Origin of the sequence: Bradyrhizobium sp. B117, assembly GCF_038969555.1 — a bacterium.
GTDB lineage: Bacteria > Pseudomonadota > Alphaproteobacteria > Rhizobiales > Xanthobacteraceae > Bradyrhizobium.
On record NZ_CP152414.1, the window covers coordinates 4762373 to 4778687 of the forward strand.

Here is a 16315-nt window from a genome sequence, read left to right on the forward strand (position 1 = left end):
GCACGAAGACGTGGATGCCCGGGACAGGCCCGGGCATGACGATCTCTCGATAGCTTGCGCTACCCAACGAAAGCCCTCCGATGGACTCCCTCAATCCCGACCATCCGCCGCTGATCGAGACGCCAGCGCCGCCGCGCGTCTGGAAGTTCTGGGGTACGGCGCTGTGGGGCCTCCTCATCTTCGTCGCGATGTTCGTCGGGCAGATCGGCGCCATCGTTCTGCTGGTGGTGCTGCGTGGCCTGCCTATGGACCTCGCCTCGCTCCAGTCGATCGGTCACGAGCCCCAGGCGCTGGCGCTTTCGGTGATCATGGGGCTGCCGGCGACGCTGGCGGCGGTGTGGCTTGCCATCCGCATCAAGAAGGCGTCGTTCACCGACTACCTCGCGCTCTATTGGCCGTCCTGGAGGCAGCTGCTGTTCGGCGCGGTCGGTCTCGTCCTGATCGTGCTGGCCTGGGAGGTCGTGTCGCGATCGCTCGGCCGCGAGGCGACGCCGGGCTTCATGACCGATCTGTTGAAATCCGGCCGCGACAAGGGCGCGGCGCTCATGCTGCTGATCGCCTTCAGCGTGGCGGCGCCGATGTCGGAGGAAGTGCTGGCGCGCGGCTTCCTCTTCCGCGGCTGGTCGGCGAGCTTCCTGCGCGTATCAGGCGCGATCATCCTGTCGTCGCTGGTGTGGACGATCGTCCACCTGCAATACGACATCTATTTCCTCGCCGAGGTCTTCACCATCGGCCTGTGGTTCGGCTACATGCGCTATCGCGCGAATTCGCTCTGGCTCACGATCATCCTGCACGCACTGAACAATCTGACCGCGGTGGTGCTGACGATGTGGCTGGGGAGCTGAAGCGGTTGCTCCACGTTCCGTCATTGCGAGCGAAGCGAAGCAATCCAGACTACCTCCGCGGTGACGGTCTGGATTGCTTCGTCGCAAGGGCTCCTCGCAATGACGATGGCGCGAGAGGTGCGCTCGCAATGACAAGCGCTAGGCCACCAGCGCGATCGTGACCGGCATCGTGATCGCCGCCAAGATCGTCTGCAGCGTGATGATCTGGGCCAGGAGCGGCGCATCGCCGCCCATCTGGCGGGCCAGCACATAGGCGCTGGGCGAGGTCGGCACCGCCGCGCAGATGGCGACGATGGCGAGGCTGTTGCCGGAAAGGCCGAACCAGGCTGCGAGCACCAGCGCAAGCACGGGCATCAGCACCAGCTTGAACGCCACGCCGATGGTCGCGCCCATGCTCGGGCGGAGCAGGCCCTTGAGCTGGAGGCCCGCGCCGGTGACGAGCAGGCCGATCGCGAGCGAGGAGCGGCCGAGCGCATCGGCGACCTCGTGCCAGATCTTCGGCAGCGGCAGGTGGATGACGTTGATGACGAGGCCGATGACGCAGGCCCAGATCAGGGGATTGCGGATCACCGTCATGACGATTGCGCGCGCGGACTGCTTTTCCGGCGCGGCGTAATGCGCGAGCACGGCGACGCTGAACACGTTGACCAGCGGAATGATCGCGACCATCGCCACCGACGCCAGCGCCAGCCCGACATCGCCGAACATGTTGGCGGAGACCGACAGCGCGACATAAGTCTGCCAGCGCGTTGCGCCCTGGAAGATCGAGGTGAAGGCCGGGCCGTCAATGTCGAGCCGTGACAGGGCGGGGCGGAGCGCGAGGCACAGCAGCGACATCGCCAGCGCCGACAGCAGCAGCGCGCCGCCGACGCCGGCGACCGGCACCTTGGTGAGATCCGCTCTTACCAGCGTCTGGATCAGCAGCATCGGAAACAGCACGAAATAGGTCAGCCGCTCCAGCCCGTGCCATTGGGTGTCGAGCCGCATCAGCGTGCGTTTCAGCACGACGCCCAGCACGATGAGGATGAAGACCGGCAGCAGCGCCGCGATCACGACGGCCATGGGATCAGCCGGGTCCGCTGCGCAGATTTGCGAGGCGGTCGAGCGCGCCCTGCAGGATGAAGATCGCGGCGTGCTCGTCGATCACCTCGGCGCGCTTGGCGCGGCTGACGTCCATGCCGATCAGCTCGCGCTCCACTGCTGCGGTCGAGAGGCGCTCGTCCCAGAGGCCGATAGGAAGGGCGGTCAGGCCGGCGAGATTGCGGGCGAAGGCGCGGGTCGATTGCGCGCGCGGGCCCTCGCTGCCGTCCATGTTGATGGGCAGGCCGAGCACGAAGCCGGCCGCCTTGCGCTCGGCCGCGATCGCGAGCAGCCGGGCGGCGTCCTGCTTGAACTGCTTGCGCTGGATGGTCTCGACGCCGGTCGCCAGCCGCCGGTCCGGATCGGACACGGCAACGCCGATGGTCTTGGTGCCCAAGTCGAGCCCGACCAGCGCACCGCGTTCGGGCCAGTGGGTTGCAGCATCGATGAGAGGCAGGATAAGAGCCGGCATGGCTTTAGCGCATATCACGCGCGATGCTTCCGAGTGAACCCTCGACGATGGACGCACTGACACTATTCGGCCTGTTTGCCGTGACGGCGATGCTGGTCTGCTATGCCTTGGAGGATCGCAGCCACTGGTTCGTGCTGCTGTTCGCCGCCTCCTGCGCGCTCGGCTCGGCCTACGGCTTTCTCCAGGGTGCCTGGCCGTTCGGCCTGGTCGAGGCGATCTGGGCCGTTGTCGCGCTGCGGCGCTGGAATCTCAGGCCACGATGACGGAGGGATCGGGCGAGGGCGCCTGCCGGGCGGCAGGCGGATCCTCGCCCGGGTCTTGGATCAGAGCATCGCGATCGAGATCAGCGGATCGCGATCGGGTTGATCATCGCCTGCACGCCGCCGGTCCAGCGCGGCTGGCCCAGCACGAACAGGAATTCATAGCCCTTGTCCCGCGCGAGCGCCGCGGTGTCCATGTTCTCGAGGATGTAGGTTCCGTTCATCGCGAGCAGGATCTGGTGCACCTCGAACACGTTCTTGGACTCGAACGGCAGCACCTCGAGCGCCCAGGTGTCGGCGCCGATGGCGACGACGCCCTTGCCGGTGAGGTACTTCGCGCCTTCGACGCCGAGACCGGGCTCGCCCGCCGAGTAGCGCTTGTCGTCCTTGCCGATCAGGCTGAGCCAGCCGGTGTGGAAGATGACGACGTCGCCCTGGCGGATCTCGACGTTCTGCTGCTTGGCGGCTTCCTCGATCTCCTTGACGTTGAAGGCGGTGCCTTCCTTCACCACGTCGGTCTTGAAGTAGGCGGCCATGTCGAGCAGCACGCCGCGGGTGACCATCGGCGGCACCTTCTCGATGCCGAGCTTCTTCAAGCCGGTCGGATCGGCGAAATCGGCGAGCTTGTTGCCGTTGTAATAGACATGCTCGACGCCGAGATGGCCGAGACCGTCGAGCTGGCTGCCGATGCCGACCCACGTATCGAGGATGTCGTCATTGTAGGTCGCCTTGTTGGGACCGAGGCCTGGGCTGCCGGCCTGTCCCGGCTGCACGATGGTGAGCTTGAAGGTGCGCGGCGGATAGGCGGGCGTCTGCGACGTGACGGGGATGCCGAGGGCGTAGGTCTTGCCGGTCTTCACCAGCGATGCCGCCTTCACCACGAGTTCGGGCGTCATGTAGTTGGCGGCGCCGATCTCGTCGTTCGGCCCCCATTTCGATTTGGTCCAGTCCTGAGCGCTTGCAGTCCCTGATATCGCCGACAACGCGACGACGCAGCACAACACGAGCGTATTGCGCATCGATAGTCCTCCCAGTGTTTCTTGCCGATGTTTGGCTTCGTTTTTGGTTTCGCGCTGGCCAGTCACTCATCCTAACGTAGAACGATCGCGCGCTTCAAAGCTTTTCGATGTGCTGCGCTGCGGCGGCTGAACGCAGCGCGCATTGATTCAAACGCGATGGATTTGTGACGAATTTCGTCGCGTGGAACGCTCGCGCCGCGTCAGGCCGCGATGACGTCGTCGTCCGACTTCAGGCAGGCGATGAAACCTTGAAGCGCGCTGTATTGATGTCCGGCGCGGCGCTGAATGAAGAGCGTCTCGACGCGTGCATGCGCGGCGCCCAGCGCGTGGATCGACACGCTGCCGTTCATCGCGCTGCGCTCGACGACCGCCCGCGGCAACAGCGTCACGCCCATGTCGGCGGCGACACAGCCGATCATGCCGTCGAGCGTGCCGAGTTCGAAGCGTGTGGCCGATGGCCAGCCGAACTCGACGAACACCTGCTCGAGCCGCTGGCGATAGGTGCAGCCGGTGCGGAACACCAGCGCGGTGGGACCCGATTCCGGCGTGCCGGCGCGCAGCTCCGCAAGTGAGCTCCAGCGCCGGGCGCTGACCAGCACCAGCTCTTCGCGAAACGCGCTGGTCGCGGTGAGGTCGGCATGTGCGATGGGGCCTGCGACGAAGGCGCCGTCGAGCGCACCTTCGAGCACGCCGGCGACCAGGTCGGCCGTGGTCGCGGTGCGCAAGGAGAGACGCACGGCGGGAAAGCGGCGGTGGAAATCGGCGAGCAGCGGCGGCAAGCGCACTGCTGCCGTTGTCTCCATCGAGCCGATCGCCAGCGGCCCCTTCGGCTCGCCGTCGTCGCGGGCGGCGAGCAGGGCTTCGCGCGAGAGCGCCGCCATCCGTTGGGCATAGGGCAGCAGGCGCTTGCCGGCGCCGGTCAGTGTCATGCCGCGGCTGTGGCGCTCGAACAGCGGTGTGCCGATCTCCGCCTCGAGCGCCTTCACGCGCTGGGTGACGTTGGACTGCACGGTGTTCAGCTCCTCCGCGGCACGGGTGATGCCGCCGGCGCGGGCGACCGCGGCGAAGGTCTGGATGTCGCTGAGTTCCATGGCGCCGTTTCGCTTTCGAGATGGCTACGTTCGTAACAATTCATTTTTCGAGAATGCTAGTCGACCCTAGTCTTGCTGTCCAGATCGGAGGAAGCGCCCGTGCCAATGACGACCTCGCTGACCACGTTGCTGGAGATCAGGCATCCCATCCTGCTGGCGCCGATGGACATCGTCGCCGGCAGTCGTCTGGTGACGGCCGTGAGCCGTGCCGGCGGTTTCGGCATTCTCGGCGGCGGCTATGGCGAGCGGACGTGGCTGGAGCAGGAGACGGCGAAGCTCGCCGAACTGCGTGCGCCGTTCGGCATCGGCTTCATCACCTGGAGTCTCGCCAGGCGGCCGGAGCTTCTCGATATCGCGCTTGCCGCAAAGCCGTCCACGATCATGCTGTCGTTCGGCGATCCCGCGCCGTTCGCGCGCAGGATCAAGTCATCAGGCGCGCGCCTGATCTGTCAGGTGCAGGACGAAGCGATGGCGCGGCAAGCGCTCGATGCCGGTGCCGACATCCTGATCGCACAGGGGACGGAGGCCGGCGGCCACGGCGCCTCCCGCACCACCGTCGATCTCGTGCCCGCAATCGTCGATCTCGCTGCGGGCCGCGTGCCCGTGGTCGCGGCCGGTGGCATCGCCGACGGGCGCGGGCTCGCCGCGATGATGATGCTGGGGGCAAGCGGCGTGCTGCTCGGCACACGCTTCTATGCCAGCCGCGAGGCCGATGGCGCCGAGGAAGCCAAGCGGCGCATTTGCGCGGCGAACAGCGGTTCGACGGTGCGCGGTATCATCTTCGATCTCTCCCGCAACAATGTCTGGCCGGCGCCTTTCACGGGAAGGTGTCTGGTCAACGATCACGCCAGGCGCTGGATCGGGCGCGAGGTCGAGCTGATGCAGAATGTCGCCGCAGTCGCGGCGGACTATGCTGCGGCGAAAGCCGCCGGCAATTTCGACGTCGCGGCCGTGATCGCGGGCGAGGCGGTCGGCCTGATCCATGATATTCCCCCAGCGGCCGAGATCGTCGAACGGATTGTGGTGGAGGCGGGGCAGCTGCTTGCTGGGCGGCGCAATTCCGTTGCTTCTTTCCCTTCTCCCCTTGTGGGAGAAGGTGGCGCGGATGCAATCCGCGCCGGATGAGGGGTTCTATCCGCGGAGAACAAAGTCAAATCTGAGAGGTCTGTCTCCGCGGATGCAAACCCCTCACCCGTCTCGCCGCTCCGCGGCGATCCACCCTCTCCCACAAGGGGAGAGGGGAAGAGCGAATACGAGGCATGAACCATGTGGCCTGACCGTCGACTGATCGACCTCTTCAAGACCGAATTCCCGATCGTGCTGGCGCCGATGGCCGGCGTGATGGATGCGGAGCTGGTGATCGCCGTGGCACAAGGCGGCGGGCTGGGGTCGCTGCCTTGCGCGATGATCTCGGCGGAGAAGATCCGCGAGCAGCTCAACATCATTCGCCAGCGCGTGACGGCGCCGGTCAATGTGAACTTCTTCTGCCACACGCCGGTCGAGCTTACGGCCGAGGCCGAGGCGCGCTGGAAGCGGCGCCTGGCGAGCTATTACACGGAGCATGGTCTCGATCCGGCGGCTCCGGTCAACGCTGCAAACCGGGCGCCATTCGATGCGGCGGCGTGCGCGGTGGTGGAAGAGCTGAAGCCCGAGGTCGTAAGCTTTCATTTCGGCCTGCCGGAGCAGGCGCTGCTCGATCGTATCAGGGCGGCCGGCTGCCTCGTGATCGCCTCGGCGACCACCGTGAAGGAAGCCGTCTGGCTCGAGCAGCGCGGCGTCAACGCCGTGATTGCGCAAGGCGCCGAGGCCGGCGGTCATCGCGGCATGTTTTTGACCGACAAGATCGCCGAGCAGCCCGGGCTGTTCGCGCTGCTGCCGCAGATCGTCGACGCCGTGAAGGTGCCGGTCATCGCGGCGGGCGGCATCGGCGACGGACGTGGCATCGCGGCGGCGTTCGCACTGGGCGCATCTGGCGTGCAAATCGGCACCGCTTACCTGCGCTGTCCGGAATCCACGCACACGGCTGCGGGACGCGCCGCGCTCGCGGAGGGACGTGACGATTCCACCGTCATCACCAACGTCATGACCGGGCGTCCGGCGCGCGGAGTCCAGAACCGTGTGATGCGCGAGGTCGGCCCGATTTCGCCCGATGCCCCGCCATTTCCCCACGCCGCAACGGCCTTGGCGCCGCTGAAAGCGGCTGCCGACAAGCAGGGGAAGGTCGACTTCACCAACCTCTGGGCGGGGCAGGCGGTTGCGATGGGACGGGAGCTTCCTGCGGCCGAATTGACCCGGGATCTCGCCAAATCGGCCTTGGCTCGCCTGAAAGCGCTGGCTGGATAGGGCGCCAGGGCCGGTTGCGGCGCAAAAGCGGCCTCTGCTATACGGCAGACCTGATTTCTGCCGTTCGAGGCCTTATATAATGTCAGTCGACGCCGCTACCGTCCGCCGCATCGCTCATCTGGCGCGCATTGCCGTCGGGGACGACGAGGTTCCACACTTGCAGGGTGAGCTCAATGCGATGCTCGCCTTTGTCGAGCAGCTCTCGGAGGTCAATGTCGAGGGCGTGGAGCCCATGACCTCGGTCACCCCGATGCAGATGAAGAAGCGTCAAGACGTGGTCAATGACGGCGAGATCGCCGACGATATCGTTGCCAATGCGCCTGCGACCGAAGGTCACTTCTTCCTGGTGCCCAAGGTTGTTGAGTAATTCAATTCGGGACGTGGTCCGATGTGCCTGCTTTGCGACGACGAGAAGGCCTATCAGGCCTACATGAACTATCTCGACAAGATGGAGCGGCAGGGCAAGGCTGCCGATCCCAATGTCGCCGTCAATGCCGTGCTCGACGAGATCGAGGCCGCCGCGAAAGCGGCAGCCAAGAAAAACGTCATGCAAGACGACCCGGCCAACGACAAGACCCTGTCTCCGTTCTTCTGCAGCCCGATCAATAAATGACCGATTTGACATCGCTGACGCTCGCCGAAGCCCGCAAGGGTCTCACGGCCAAGACTTTCACGTCGCTCGAACTGACCGACGCGCATCTGAGCGCGATCGAAGCCGCGCGCGTGCTCAACGCCTTCGTGATGGAGACGCCGGACCAGGCGCGCAGCATGGCGCGCGAGGCGGACAGCAAGATCGCCAAGGGTGATGCCGGCCCGCTCGCGGGCATCCCGCTCGGCATCAAGGACCTGTTCGCGACCAAGGGTGTGCGCACCACGGCGTGCTCAAAGATCCTCGGCAATTTCGTGCCGACCTATGAGTCCACCGTCACCTCGCAGCTCTGGCGCGATGGCGCCGTGATGCTCGGCAAGCTCAACAATGACGAGTTCGCGATGGGCTCGGCGAACGAGACCTCGTGCTTCGGTCCGGTCGGCAATCCATGGCGGCGCGAGGGAAGCAACACGACGCTGGTGCCGGGCGGCTCGTCCGGCGGCTCGGCCTCGGCCGTTGCGGCGCTGCTCTGCATGGGCGCGACCGCGACCGACACCGGCGGCTCGATCCGCCAGCCGGCGGCGTTCACCGCGACCGTCGGCATCAAGCCGACCTATGGCCGTTGCTCGCGCTGGGGCATCGTCGCCTTTGCCTCCTCGCTCGACCAGGCAGGTCCGATCGCGCGCACAACGCGCGATGCCGCGATGCTGCTGCGCTCGATGGCCGGCCACGATCCGAAGGACACGACCTCGGTCGACATCCCGGTGCCGGACTACGAGGCCGCGATCGGCAAGTCCGTGAAGGGCATGAAGATCGGCATCCCCAGGGAGTATCGTCTCGACGGCATGCCGGCCGAGATCGAGAAACTTTGGGAAGAGGGCGCGGCGTGGCTGAAGGCCGCGGGCGCCGAGCTCGTCGAGATATCGCTGCCGCACACCAAATACGCACTGCCGGCCTATTACATCGTGGCCCCCGCGGAGGCGTCCTCCAACCTCGCGCGCTATGACGGCGTCCGTTACGGCCTGCGCGAGCAGGGTAAGAACATCATCGAGCTCTACGAGAACACCCGCGCCGAAGGTTTTGGCGCGGAGGTACGCCGCCGCGTCATGATCGGCACCTATGTGCTCTCCGCCGGCTATTACGACGCCTATTATCTGCGCGCCCAGAAAGTGCGCACGCTGATCAAGAAGGATTTTGAGGATTGCTTCGCGAGGGGCGTCGACGCGATCCTGACGCCGGCGACGCCGTCGGCCGCCTTCGGCATCGGCGAGAAAGGCGGTGCCGATCCCGTCGAGATGTATCTCAACGACATCTTCACCGTGACCGTGAACATGGCGGGCCTGCCCGGCATCGCCGTGCCCGCCGGCAAGGACTCGCAGGGTCTGCCGCTCGGGCTGCAGCTGATCGGCCGTCCATTCGACGAGGAGACGCTGTTCTCGCTCGGCGAGGTGATCGAGCAGGCCGCCGGCCGCTTCACGCCCGCGAGGTGGTGGTGAATGTCGCGGCATTCATCGCGAGCGTCGACGGCGCGGCGCCCGCGCCTGACCTGAGCGCGCCGCTCGCAGGTCTCTGGTGGGCCGCCAAGGGCAACTGGGACCAGGCGCACAAGATCGTTCAGGACGACAGCGGCCGCGACGCCGCCTGGGTGCATGCATACTTGCACCGGGTCGAAGGCGATCTCGGCAATGCCGGCTACTGGTACCGTCAGGCCGGTAAGCCGGCGGCAAAGGATTCATTGGAAGCGGAGTGGCGGCGGATCGCTGCCACGCTGCTCGGGAGCACGACATGAGCACGGCCACGCACAAGCTTCTCAAAGGCGCCACCGGCGATTGGGAGATGGTCATCGGCATGGAGATACATGCCCAGGTGACCTCGAACGCGAAGCTGTTCTCGGGCGCGTCCACGGCGTTCGGCGGCGAGCCGAACAGCCACGTGTCGCTGGTCGACGCCGCGATGCCGGGCATGCTGCCCGTCATCAACGAGGAATGCGTCAAGCAGGCTGTCCGGACCGGGCTTGGTCTCAACGCAAAGATCAATCTGCGTTCGGTGTTCGACCGCAAGAACTATTTCTATCCTGACCTGCCGCAGGGCTACCAGATCAGCCAGTACAAGTCGCCTGTCGTGGGCGAGGGCGAGGTGCTGGTCGAGCTCGAAGGCGGCCGCAGCGTCTCGATCGGGATCGAGCGCCTGCACCTGGAGCAGGATCCCGGCAAAATGCTGCACGACCAGTCGCCGTCGCTGTCCTTCATCGATTTCAACCGCTGCGGCGTGGCGCTGATGGAGATTGTCTCAAAGCCGGACATCCGCGACGCCGAGCAGGCCAAGGCCTATGTGACCAAGCTGCGCTCAATCATGCGCTATCTCGGCACCTGTGACGGTGACATGGAGAAGGGAAGCCTGCGCGCCGATGTGAACGTTTCCGTGCGTAAGCCTGGCGGACCGCTCGGCACCCGTTGCGAAATCAAGAACATGAACTCGATCGCCTTTATCGGCCAGGCGATCGAGTATGAAGCAAGGCGACAGATCGAGATCATCGAGGACGGTGGGCAGATCGAGCAGGAGACGCGTCGGTTCGACCCCAACAAGGGCGAGACGCGCTCGATGCGCTCGAAGGAAGAGGCGCACGACTATCGCTACTTTCCCGATCCGGATTTGCTGCCGCTGGAGTTCTCGCAGGCCTTCGTCGACGAGCTGAAAGCGAAGCTGCCGGAGTTGCCGGACCAGAAGAAGACGCGCTTCGTCGCGGACTTCGGCCTGTCGGCCTATGACGCGAGCGTGCTGGTCGCCGAGCGCGAGAGCGCGGTCTTCTACGAGACCGTGCTCGACAAGCTCGCCAACCGCGCCCGCGACGGCAAGATGGCGGCGAACTGGGTGATCAACGAGCTGTTCGGCCGTCTCAACAAGGAAGGCCGGGATATTGCGGGCGCTCCGGTCAACGCCGAACAGCTTGCGGCCATCATCGACCTGATCGGCGAGGGCACGATCTCGGGCAAGATCGCCAAGGATCTGTTCGAGATCGTCTGGCAGGAGGGCGGCGATCCCCGCGCGCTGGTCGAAAGCCGCGGCATGAAGCAGGTGACGGATCTTTCGGCGATCGAAAAGGTTGTCGACGACATCATCGCGGCCAATCCCGACAAGGCGGCGCAGGTCAAGGACAAGCCGCAGTCGCTCGGCTGGTTCGTCGGCCAGGTGATGAAGGCGTCCGGCGGCAAGGCCAACCCGCAGAGCGTCAACGACCTGCTCAAGTCCAAGCTCGGCGTCTAGCCTCACGCGTTCGAACGAGGTGACGACATGCTTCGTCGCCTCGCTTCACCTTGCGATGCACGCTCGCGCGCGTCGTCGACGGCAATCGTCATCCGCTCAAGGGCGCGCAGCGCCACCGAATCGCGGCCCGCGCGATTCGCGCGAAACGGCGATTTGCAGACGCTCTGACGAGCGCTTCCGCCGTTAAGCATGAAAATAATTTCGTTGCCAAAATTCGCGACTCAGAGTCCGCGACTCTGCCCCGCGACGCGATCGCGCGCGTTGCAGCGCGCGTCATCGCGTCGATCACGCATGATGTGCATGCGCAGAATATTACTTGCTGCATAGGGTTTTCTTGCAATCGCTGTGCTCGTCGACGTCGATACTGCGCGAAGCATTTGCAATCGCGGACGCGTGTCGCCGCGTGTCGGCAAATCAGGCGCGGCTGGCGCACGCGCGCTGCGTCGTCAACACTTCCTTAAGTGAGAAGATGTTTTTTTCGTCGTGTTGGTGTATTCGGGGTGAGTGCATTCGATCCCCGAATGCGCGCAGCGATTAAAGCCATCTCACACATCGGAGGGCAACATGGCCAAGAAAGCGAAGAAGGCGAAGAAGGCGAAGAGCGCAGTGAAGAAGACTGCGAAGAAGACCCGCAAGGTCGCGAAGAAGAAGAAGTAACTTCGCTTCTGAAGTTGCCGGCTCCTGAAGCCGGCACGTCATCAGCGCCTCCCAGAGGTTCTGGTCGACGATAGAGGGTGTCGGCGAGACATCAGGTCAACGGTCGGATCGTTCTCTTTGACGGTCCGGCAGAAGAAACGAGTTTTCTTCGTTCGGTGCGGTTCTCTTTCCAAAGGGCTCCGCAATTTCACAAACGGCCTTTGGCCAACGTGAAATCTGGTCCTGACGTGTTCGCCGACGCCCTCGTTCTCCCTGAGGCCGGGGTATTGCCGGCATTCCCTTTTCCGACATTGCTGATCTGACCGCGACGTCGTCGCGCCGCCTTGGCTGTACCGTTTCGAGACGGGACAGGGCTGCGGCGAACTGTCGTTGGCTGCGACGGCCGTTGCCTGGGCGCTGTGCAAAGCCGTTTACGATCCATTCTCCCGTTTCGATCGTTGCGCCAGGCGGCATGATGTCCGCGGGTGGGGCCGCACGAGGCGGCCACTTGCGCTTTGCCGACGATCCGCTTCCCAAAATTGCAGCCGCAGAAGACGCGCCAGTGTGCGCGATGGTTATCGATGTCCCAAAATGCTGGGGTAAACGGAATCTAACGAATCTCAGAAGTGCCTGCAAAACGGAGACTTCTTGCATTCGTCGCGCGGATGCCGCGCGCTCGCGTTTACGTCTGCTTCATTGCGATACTTAAACTGCCATTCAAATTTGCCCGCCATCATCGCCTTCAACAAGCCGGCAAACGGCATTGGGGATGAGTTGAACAGTGCACGATCCCGGGAAGGGGCATGCACATCAGAGTTGGACGGGAGCCGCGCTCGGGGGAACGAGGCGGCACAAGAAAAAGGGGATGCGTTATGTTTCAGGGTACTTTCGATCTCGAGACCGCGACGCCGATCGATGCGAGCGCGCTGTCGGACGTGCTGTTCGAGCGCGGGATCTATTGGGCGAGCGGCCGCTCCGGCCTCGTCGATCTCGTCGCCGCGCACAAATGGTTCAATCTCGCCGCGCTGAAGGGCCGCAAGGACGCCGTGGCGCTGCGCCAGGAAGTCGCGGGCCAGATGTCGGATGCCGAGATCGCTGCCGCCCAGCGCGATGCGCGGGCGTGGGTTTCGGCTCACTGAGCCGAGCATCGCATCCGGACCCGTGTTCTTCACGGGTGATTTGGTTGCGCTGAATCAAGCCCAGCATCGTGCCTCCGCTTCAGAACCCGCGCGGCATGAGCAACCCCGACAAGAATGACTCCGTCCCGGGTCACTGGCTGCCGATTCAGATAGCGCCCGACGATTGCGATCTGGAACTCGGACGGCCGCACAAGACCGGCATTTTGCCGCTCACCTTTCCATGTCGGCGCAGGGCTGGCGTCTGGTTCAATGTCTGGACCGGCGAGGCGGTGCTGATCTCGCCCTCGCATTGGCGGATCTGGCGATCCCGCACCTAGGTGTGGGCACACATATATAAGAGAGCGCGAATCGGCTGAACTCAGCCGCGCCCATCCTTGCGCCAGGCTTTCGCACCGGGGGTACGAGCGCATTCAGGTGAAAGAACAGAGTCGGGCTGCTGTTGGATGGCGGAGAGGGAGGGATTCGAACCCTCGATACAGCTTGAGACCGTATGACGCTTTAGCAAAGCGTTGCCTTCAGCCACTCGGCCACCTCTCCGGTGCGAGCCTTATGCATCTAATTGCTCGGGCTGGTCAATTTGGAAGCGCGTGTTTTCGTTCGAATATTCCCAGCGATCTTCGGGGCGTGAGCGGAATTTCGCGAGAGCCGGGCGCAGAGCTGAGCCCTCTGGCTTCCGCCGCAAGGATCGTTGCCTGCACGAAGGCCGCCCTTTCTCAAACAAGCGGCTGAACTTCTTGCCGAATCCAGCGTGGTCGCGCACGGGAGAGGGCGGCTTCCGCCGGTCTCGATCCGAATAATCCCCGCTATTCATTCCCCGCTATTCATAAAGGGTGCTTGCAGCAGCGCGGCGGGCCCGACCGTGACTGTGCCTGCAGAGCAACAGCGTCGCGAAGGGGGGCCGTGGCTTCTCCTTGAGTCTCCTCTCGATTCCACGATTCGAGTGCGTCAAAGCCGTTTCGGGCCGGACTCTCGCCTCGGCTGCCTCATGTGCGGAATTTTGAGGGCAAATGGAACCTTCTCGAAAACGATAGCATAAACAATGCGTTGCGAGGGGCGCTTCGATCACATCTGCGTGTTATTTGTGCAACACCCGTCGGAAAACAGGTTTCATATGCCCGTTACGAGGCGTTCTCTTGTTGTGTGTGCAAGGACGTTCGGTAATTGTGACCACGCGACGTAGGGGGGCATCCCGAGGTCGTCCCGTTTAGGTCATTCGCTTAAGTCCCTCGCGTTCATGCGGGTGTGTCCGAAGGCGCGAAGGAACCGAAAGCGGTGATTTAGAGGGGTTTGGGGCATTGGCCGTCCGGTCAGTGACCTCCCCTGAAGAGCAACTTGGAGGTTTAACATGAAGTTGGTTAAGAGCCTTTTGCTCGGCTCAGCGGCGGGTCTGATCGCCGTGGGCGGAGCGCAGGCGGCTGATCTGCCCGTGAAGGCCAAGGCGGTCGAATACGTGAAGATCTGCTCCCTGTACGGTGCGGGATTCTACTACATCCCGGGCACTGACACCTGCATCAAGCTGGGTGGTTATCTGCGCGCTGAAGTCGCGCTGAACACCAACTCGGACTACAGCGGCCAGTTCAACACCGGCTCGCAGGGTGCAAACGGTGCACGTAACCGTCTGACGAACTACTACACCATGCGCGCTCGTGAGGACCTCAACATCGACACGCGCACCGCGACCGAGTACGGCGTGGTCCGCACGTTCTTCGATGGCGTCTTCTCCTGGACGACCGGCAACTACGTCGGCACCAACAGCGGCACTGGTGCGACCCAGTATAGCGGCACGCTCGGCGTGGGCCCCAACCCGGTTGGCACGGCTGCCAGCCCCGTGTCGCTGTTCGGCTCGGGCTCGGGCTCGGTCAACGGCACGGACGGCAACACCTCGGGCGGTTCGCTCGGCGTGTACTACGCCTTCATCCAGTTCGCCGGCTTCACGATGGGTAAGGCAGTGTCGCAGTTCGACGCTCCCTGGACCAACTATCCGGGCAACAACTTCGACGGTCTGGTCGGCGGCAGCGGCACGGTCACTGGTGTCAACCAGTTCACCTACACCGCTGACTTCGGTCAGGGCATCACGGCGGCGTTCTCGGCTGAAGACGTCACCCAGTACTATCAGGCTGGTAACATCAACATCACCCCTGGTGCGACTGGCGGCTTCGGCTTGTTCGGCGGTGCGGTCGGCAACACCGGCAGCATCGGCGGCACGCGTTCGCCGAACCTCGTCGGTATGATCCGTGTCGACCAGGCTTGGGGTCTGTTCCAGGCCTCGGTGGCTGCGCATGATAACCACGTTGCCTACTACCAACAGACCGAGGTGAGCGGTCACCCCGACGACAAGTGGGGTTGGGCGGTCCAGCTCGCTCTGTCGATCAAGAACATCCCGACTGGTGCGGGTGACGTGATCAACATCTCGGGCGTCTACACCGACGGCGCGACCCGCTACAACTTCCAGAACCTCGCGGGCAGCACCTTCGCGATGTTCGGCAGCTCGAACACCGCCTATCAGAGCGTCGGCTTTGCGTCGGCCCCTGACACGGTGTTCATCAACGGCAGCTCTCAGGAGACCGTCAAGACCTGGGGCTTCCGTGGTGCTTACACCCACAACTGGGATCCGTACTGGAACACTGCGGTCTACGGTGCTTACGCCGGGGCTCAGTTTGGTTCGCTGGCCAAGTCGACGATTTGCAGCGCTGCTGTCTTCGGGACGATCGCCGCGGTTGGTTCGACCTGCAACCCGGACTTCAACATCGGCCAGGCTGGTATCATCACCCGCTGGACTCCTGTGAAGAATCTGACCTTCTCGGCAGACTTCACCTGGACCCATCTGGACCAGAAGTATTCTGGTTTCGTGACCCCGCAGGCGACTCTCGCGGTGCCGGCCAAGCCGGGTAACGTGGCCTACGAGCTCAAGGATCAGGACACGTTCACCCTGCTCCTCCGCGCTCAGCGCAACTGGTAAGTTCGGTCTAACGACCTGACAGAGAGCCCCGGCGGGAAACCGCCGGGGCTTTTCTTTTGGCGAACGGGCTTGCGACCCGGCAATGTCAGCCGAGCCAGCGTCCCGCTTCTGTGACCGGTCGCTCGCTACGGCTCAGGTCGCGGCCTCTTCGCGCTGTCTGCTTGACTCGAAACGGACCTTTGATCTGGATCAACCTGGAGGAGTGCCGCTTCGTTTCTGTACGCCTCACCATCGGTAAGATCCGACTATCGAAAAGCCCACATCAAGCGAAGCAACTCTTCGCGTCGGTGTGAAGCAACGCAGGCCGCTGATGCACGCGCCCGGGGGCGTCATGAATCTGGCTGATACGAAGTCGTTGTCTGGTTCCGGACAATCGTCCGAGCATCCAGCGCATCCCGAAAAATCCTCGCGGTGGGCCCGAGGGCGCGAGCTACGATTCTTGTCAGCCGACCCTCAGGATTCCGCGCAAGGTGCTTAAAGGCGGCTCGCATCTTTGCGCTCCCAACTACTGCCGCCGTTATCGTCCGGCCGCGCGTCATGCCGAGCCGATCGACACCTCAGCAAGCCATCTCGGCTTCAGGTGCATCATCAGGAAGAGGATCACGTCATGAGTACAGA

General features: G+C 64.0%; 16 protein-coding genes, 1 tRNA gene and 1 pseudogene. 13 read left to right on the forward strand and 5 right to left on the reverse strand.

Translation table 11 applies throughout. The features are described 5' to 3' along the window. The first annotated feature begins 80 nt into the window (after positions 1-80). Positions 81-845, forward strand: a complete 765-nt coding sequence (locus AAFG16_RS23420) for a type II CAAX endopeptidase family protein (protein WP_342740701.1) — start codon at positions 81-83, stop codon at positions 843-845. A gap of 138 nt (positions 846-983) precedes the next feature. Here the strand turns inward: AAFG16_RS23420 and AAFG16_RS23425 are convergent, their stop codons facing one another. Together AAFG16_RS23425 and ruvX are read right to left on the reverse strand one after the other, a co-directional pair. After that, positions 984-1907, reverse strand: coding sequence for an AEC family transporter (locus AAFG16_RS23425; protein WP_342740702.1), 924 nt, complete (start codon positions 1905-1907; stop codon positions 984-986). Positions 1908-1911: 4 nt separating this feature from the next. Continuing rightward, positions 1912-2397: a Holliday junction resolvase RuvX gene (gene ruvX, locus AAFG16_RS23430; RefSeq protein ID WP_283086493.1), complete on the reverse strand. Its 486-nt coding sequence runs from the start codon at positions 2395-2397 to the stop codon at positions 1912-1914. A gap of 47 nt (positions 2398-2444) precedes the next feature. Here ruvX and AAFG16_RS23435 point away from each other — a divergent pair, with 47 nt between their 5' ends. Further along, positions 2445-2660, forward strand: a complete 216-nt coding sequence (locus tag AAFG16_RS23435; RefSeq protein ID WP_342740703.1) for a hypothetical protein — start codon at positions 2445-2447, stop codon at positions 2658-2660. An 80-nt stretch (positions 2661-2740) separates the two neighbouring features. Here AAFG16_RS23435 and AAFG16_RS23440 read toward each other — a convergent pair whose 3' ends face one another. Both AAFG16_RS23440 and AAFG16_RS23445 read right to left on the reverse strand, forming a co-directional pair. Continuing rightward, positions 2741-3676 (reverse strand): cyclase family protein, encoded by a 936-nt coding sequence (locus AAFG16_RS23440; protein WP_342740704.1) that lies wholly within the window; start codon positions 3674-3676, stop codon positions 2741-2743. Between the two features lie 200 nt (positions 3677-3876). Further along, a complete protein-coding gene (locus AAFG16_RS23445; protein ID WP_342740705.1) occupies positions 3877-4767 on the reverse strand; it encodes a LysR substrate-binding domain-containing protein in 891 nt (296 codons plus the stop codon). Between the two features lie 99 nt (positions 4768-4866). Between AAFG16_RS23445 and AAFG16_RS23450 the strand changes: the two genes are divergently transcribed. From AAFG16_RS23450 to AAFG16_RS23490, 9 genes are all read left to right on the forward strand, one after another. Further along, the gene (locus AAFG16_RS23450; protein WP_342740706.1) at positions 4867-5892 is read left to right on the forward strand and encodes a nitronate monooxygenase; all 1026 of its coding nucleotides are present in this window, start codon (positions 4867-4869) and stop codon (positions 5890-5892) included. Positions 5893-6033: 141 nt separating this feature from the next. Next, positions 6034-7110, forward strand: a complete 1077-nt coding sequence (locus AAFG16_RS23455; protein ID WP_342740707.1) for a nitronate monooxygenase family protein — start codon at positions 6034-6036, stop codon at positions 7108-7110. Positions 7111-7189: 79 nt separating this feature from the next. Then, the gene (gatC, locus tag AAFG16_RS23460) at positions 7190-7477 is read left to right on the forward strand and encodes an Asp-tRNA(Asn)/Glu-tRNA(Gln) amidotransferase subunit GatC (RefSeq protein ID WP_342740708.1); all 288 of its coding nucleotides are present in this window, start codon (positions 7190-7192) and stop codon (positions 7475-7477) included. A gap of 21 nt (positions 7478-7498) precedes the next feature. After that, the gene (locus AAFG16_RS23465; protein WP_025036737.1) at positions 7499-7723 is read left to right on the forward strand and encodes a hypothetical protein; all 225 of its coding nucleotides are present in this window, start codon (positions 7499-7501) and stop codon (positions 7721-7723) included. Then, entirely contained in the window at positions 7720-9195 is a 1476-nt protein-coding gene (gatA, locus tag AAFG16_RS23470; protein WP_342740709.1) for an Asp-tRNA(Asn)/Glu-tRNA(Gln) amidotransferase subunit GatA, read from the forward strand. Before AAFG16_RS23465 ends, gatA begins: the two co-directional genes overlap by 4 nt. Further along, on the forward strand, positions 9186-9488 hold the full coding sequence (locus AAFG16_RS23475; RefSeq protein WP_342740710.1) for a hypothetical protein: 303 nt from the start codon (positions 9186-9188) through the stop codon (positions 9486-9488). Before gatA ends, AAFG16_RS23475 begins: the two co-directional genes overlap by 10 nt. Continuing rightward, positions 9485-10963, forward strand: coding sequence for an Asp-tRNA(Asn)/Glu-tRNA(Gln) amidotransferase subunit GatB (gene gatB, locus AAFG16_RS23480; RefSeq protein WP_342740711.1), 1479 nt, complete (start codon positions 9485-9487; stop codon positions 10961-10963). Before AAFG16_RS23475 ends, gatB begins: the two co-directional genes overlap by 4 nt. Positions 10964-12471: 1508 nt before the next feature. Beyond that, positions 12472-12738, forward strand: coding sequence for a hypothetical protein (locus AAFG16_RS23485; protein ID WP_212483257.1), 267 nt, complete (start codon positions 12472-12474; stop codon positions 12736-12738). Positions 12739-12833: 95 nt separating this feature from the next. Further along, positions 12834-13055, forward strand: coding sequence for a hypothetical protein (locus AAFG16_RS23490; protein ID WP_283086502.1), 222 nt, complete (start codon positions 12834-12836; stop codon positions 13053-13055). Positions 13056-13182: 127 nt separating this feature from the next. Here AAFG16_RS23490 and AAFG16_RS23495 read toward each other — a convergent pair. After that, positions 13183-13275: transfer RNA gene (locus AAFG16_RS23495), tRNA-Ser, on the reverse strand. Positions 13276-14083: 808 nt separating this feature from the next. Between AAFG16_RS23495 and AAFG16_RS23500 the strand changes: the two genes are divergently transcribed. Together AAFG16_RS23500 and AAFG16_RS23505 are read left to right on the forward strand one after the other, a co-directional pair. Then, the gene (locus AAFG16_RS23500; RefSeq protein ID WP_283086503.1) at positions 14084-15697 is read left to right on the forward strand and encodes a porin; all 1614 of its coding nucleotides are present in this window, start codon (positions 14084-14086) and stop codon (positions 15695-15697) included. Positions 15698-16089: 392 nt separating this feature from the next. Beyond that, positions 16090-16308 (forward strand): annotated as a pseudogene (locus AAFG16_RS23505) (SUMF1/EgtB/PvdO family nonheme iron enzyme); the annotation flags it as partial. Between the last annotated feature and the right edge of the window lie 7 nt (positions 16309-16315).

What these genes read in the sequence shown, in the direction of transcription:
- AAFG16_RS23490 (WP_283086502.1), top strand. Translation starts at nt 12,834, where the DNA reads ATGAGCAACCCCGACAAGAATGACTCCGTCCCGGGTCACTGGCTGCCG.
- gatC (WP_342740708.1), top strand. Translation starts at nt 7,190, where the DNA reads ATGTCAGTCGACGCCGCTACCGTCCGCCGCATCGCTCATCTGGCGCGC.
- AAFG16_RS23445 (WP_342740705.1), bottom strand. Translation starts at nt 4,767, where the DNA reads ATGGAACTCAGCGACATCCAGACCTTCGCCGCGGTCGCCCGCGCCGGC.
- ruvX (WP_283086493.1), bottom strand. Translation starts at nt 2,397, where the DNA reads ATGCCGGCTCTTATCCTGCCTCTCATCGATGCTGCAACCCACTGGCCC.
- AAFG16_RS23435 (WP_342740703.1), top strand. Translation starts at nt 2,445, where the DNA reads ATGGACGCACTGACACTATTCGGCCTGTTTGCCGTGACGGCGATGCTG.
- AAFG16_RS23455 (WP_342740707.1), top strand. Translation starts at nt 6,034, where the DNA reads ATGTGGCCTGACCGTCGACTGATCGACCTCTTCAAGACCGAATTCCCG.
- AAFG16_RS23420 (WP_342740701.1), top strand. Translation starts at nt 81, where the DNA reads ATGGACTCCCTCAATCCCGACCATCCGCCGCTGATCGAGACGCCAGCG.
- AAFG16_RS23425 (WP_342740702.1), bottom strand. Translation starts at nt 1,907, where the DNA reads ATGGCCGTCGTGATCGCGGCGCTGCTGCCGGTCTTCATCCTCATCGTG.
- AAFG16_RS23485 (WP_212483257.1), top strand. Translation starts at nt 12,472, where the DNA reads ATGTTTCAGGGTACTTTCGATCTCGAGACCGCGACGCCGATCGATGCG.
- AAFG16_RS23465 (WP_025036737.1), top strand. Translation starts at nt 7,499, where the DNA reads ATGTGCCTGCTTTGCGACGACGAGAAGGCCTATCAGGCCTACATGAAC.
- gatA (WP_342740709.1), top strand. Translation starts at nt 7,720, where the DNA reads ATGACCGATTTGACATCGCTGACGCTCGCCGAAGCCCGCAAGGGTCTC.
- AAFG16_RS23500 (WP_283086503.1), top strand. Translation starts at nt 14,084, where the DNA reads ATGAAGTTGGTTAAGAGCCTTTTGCTCGGCTCAGCGGCGGGTCTGATC.
- AAFG16_RS23440 (WP_342740704.1), bottom strand. Translation starts at nt 3,676, where the DNA reads ATGCGCAATACGCTCGTGTTGTGCTGCGTCGTCGCGTTGTCGGCGATA.
- gatB (WP_342740711.1), top strand. Translation starts at nt 9,485, where the DNA reads ATGAGCACGGCCACGCACAAGCTTCTCAAAGGCGCCACCGGCGATTGG.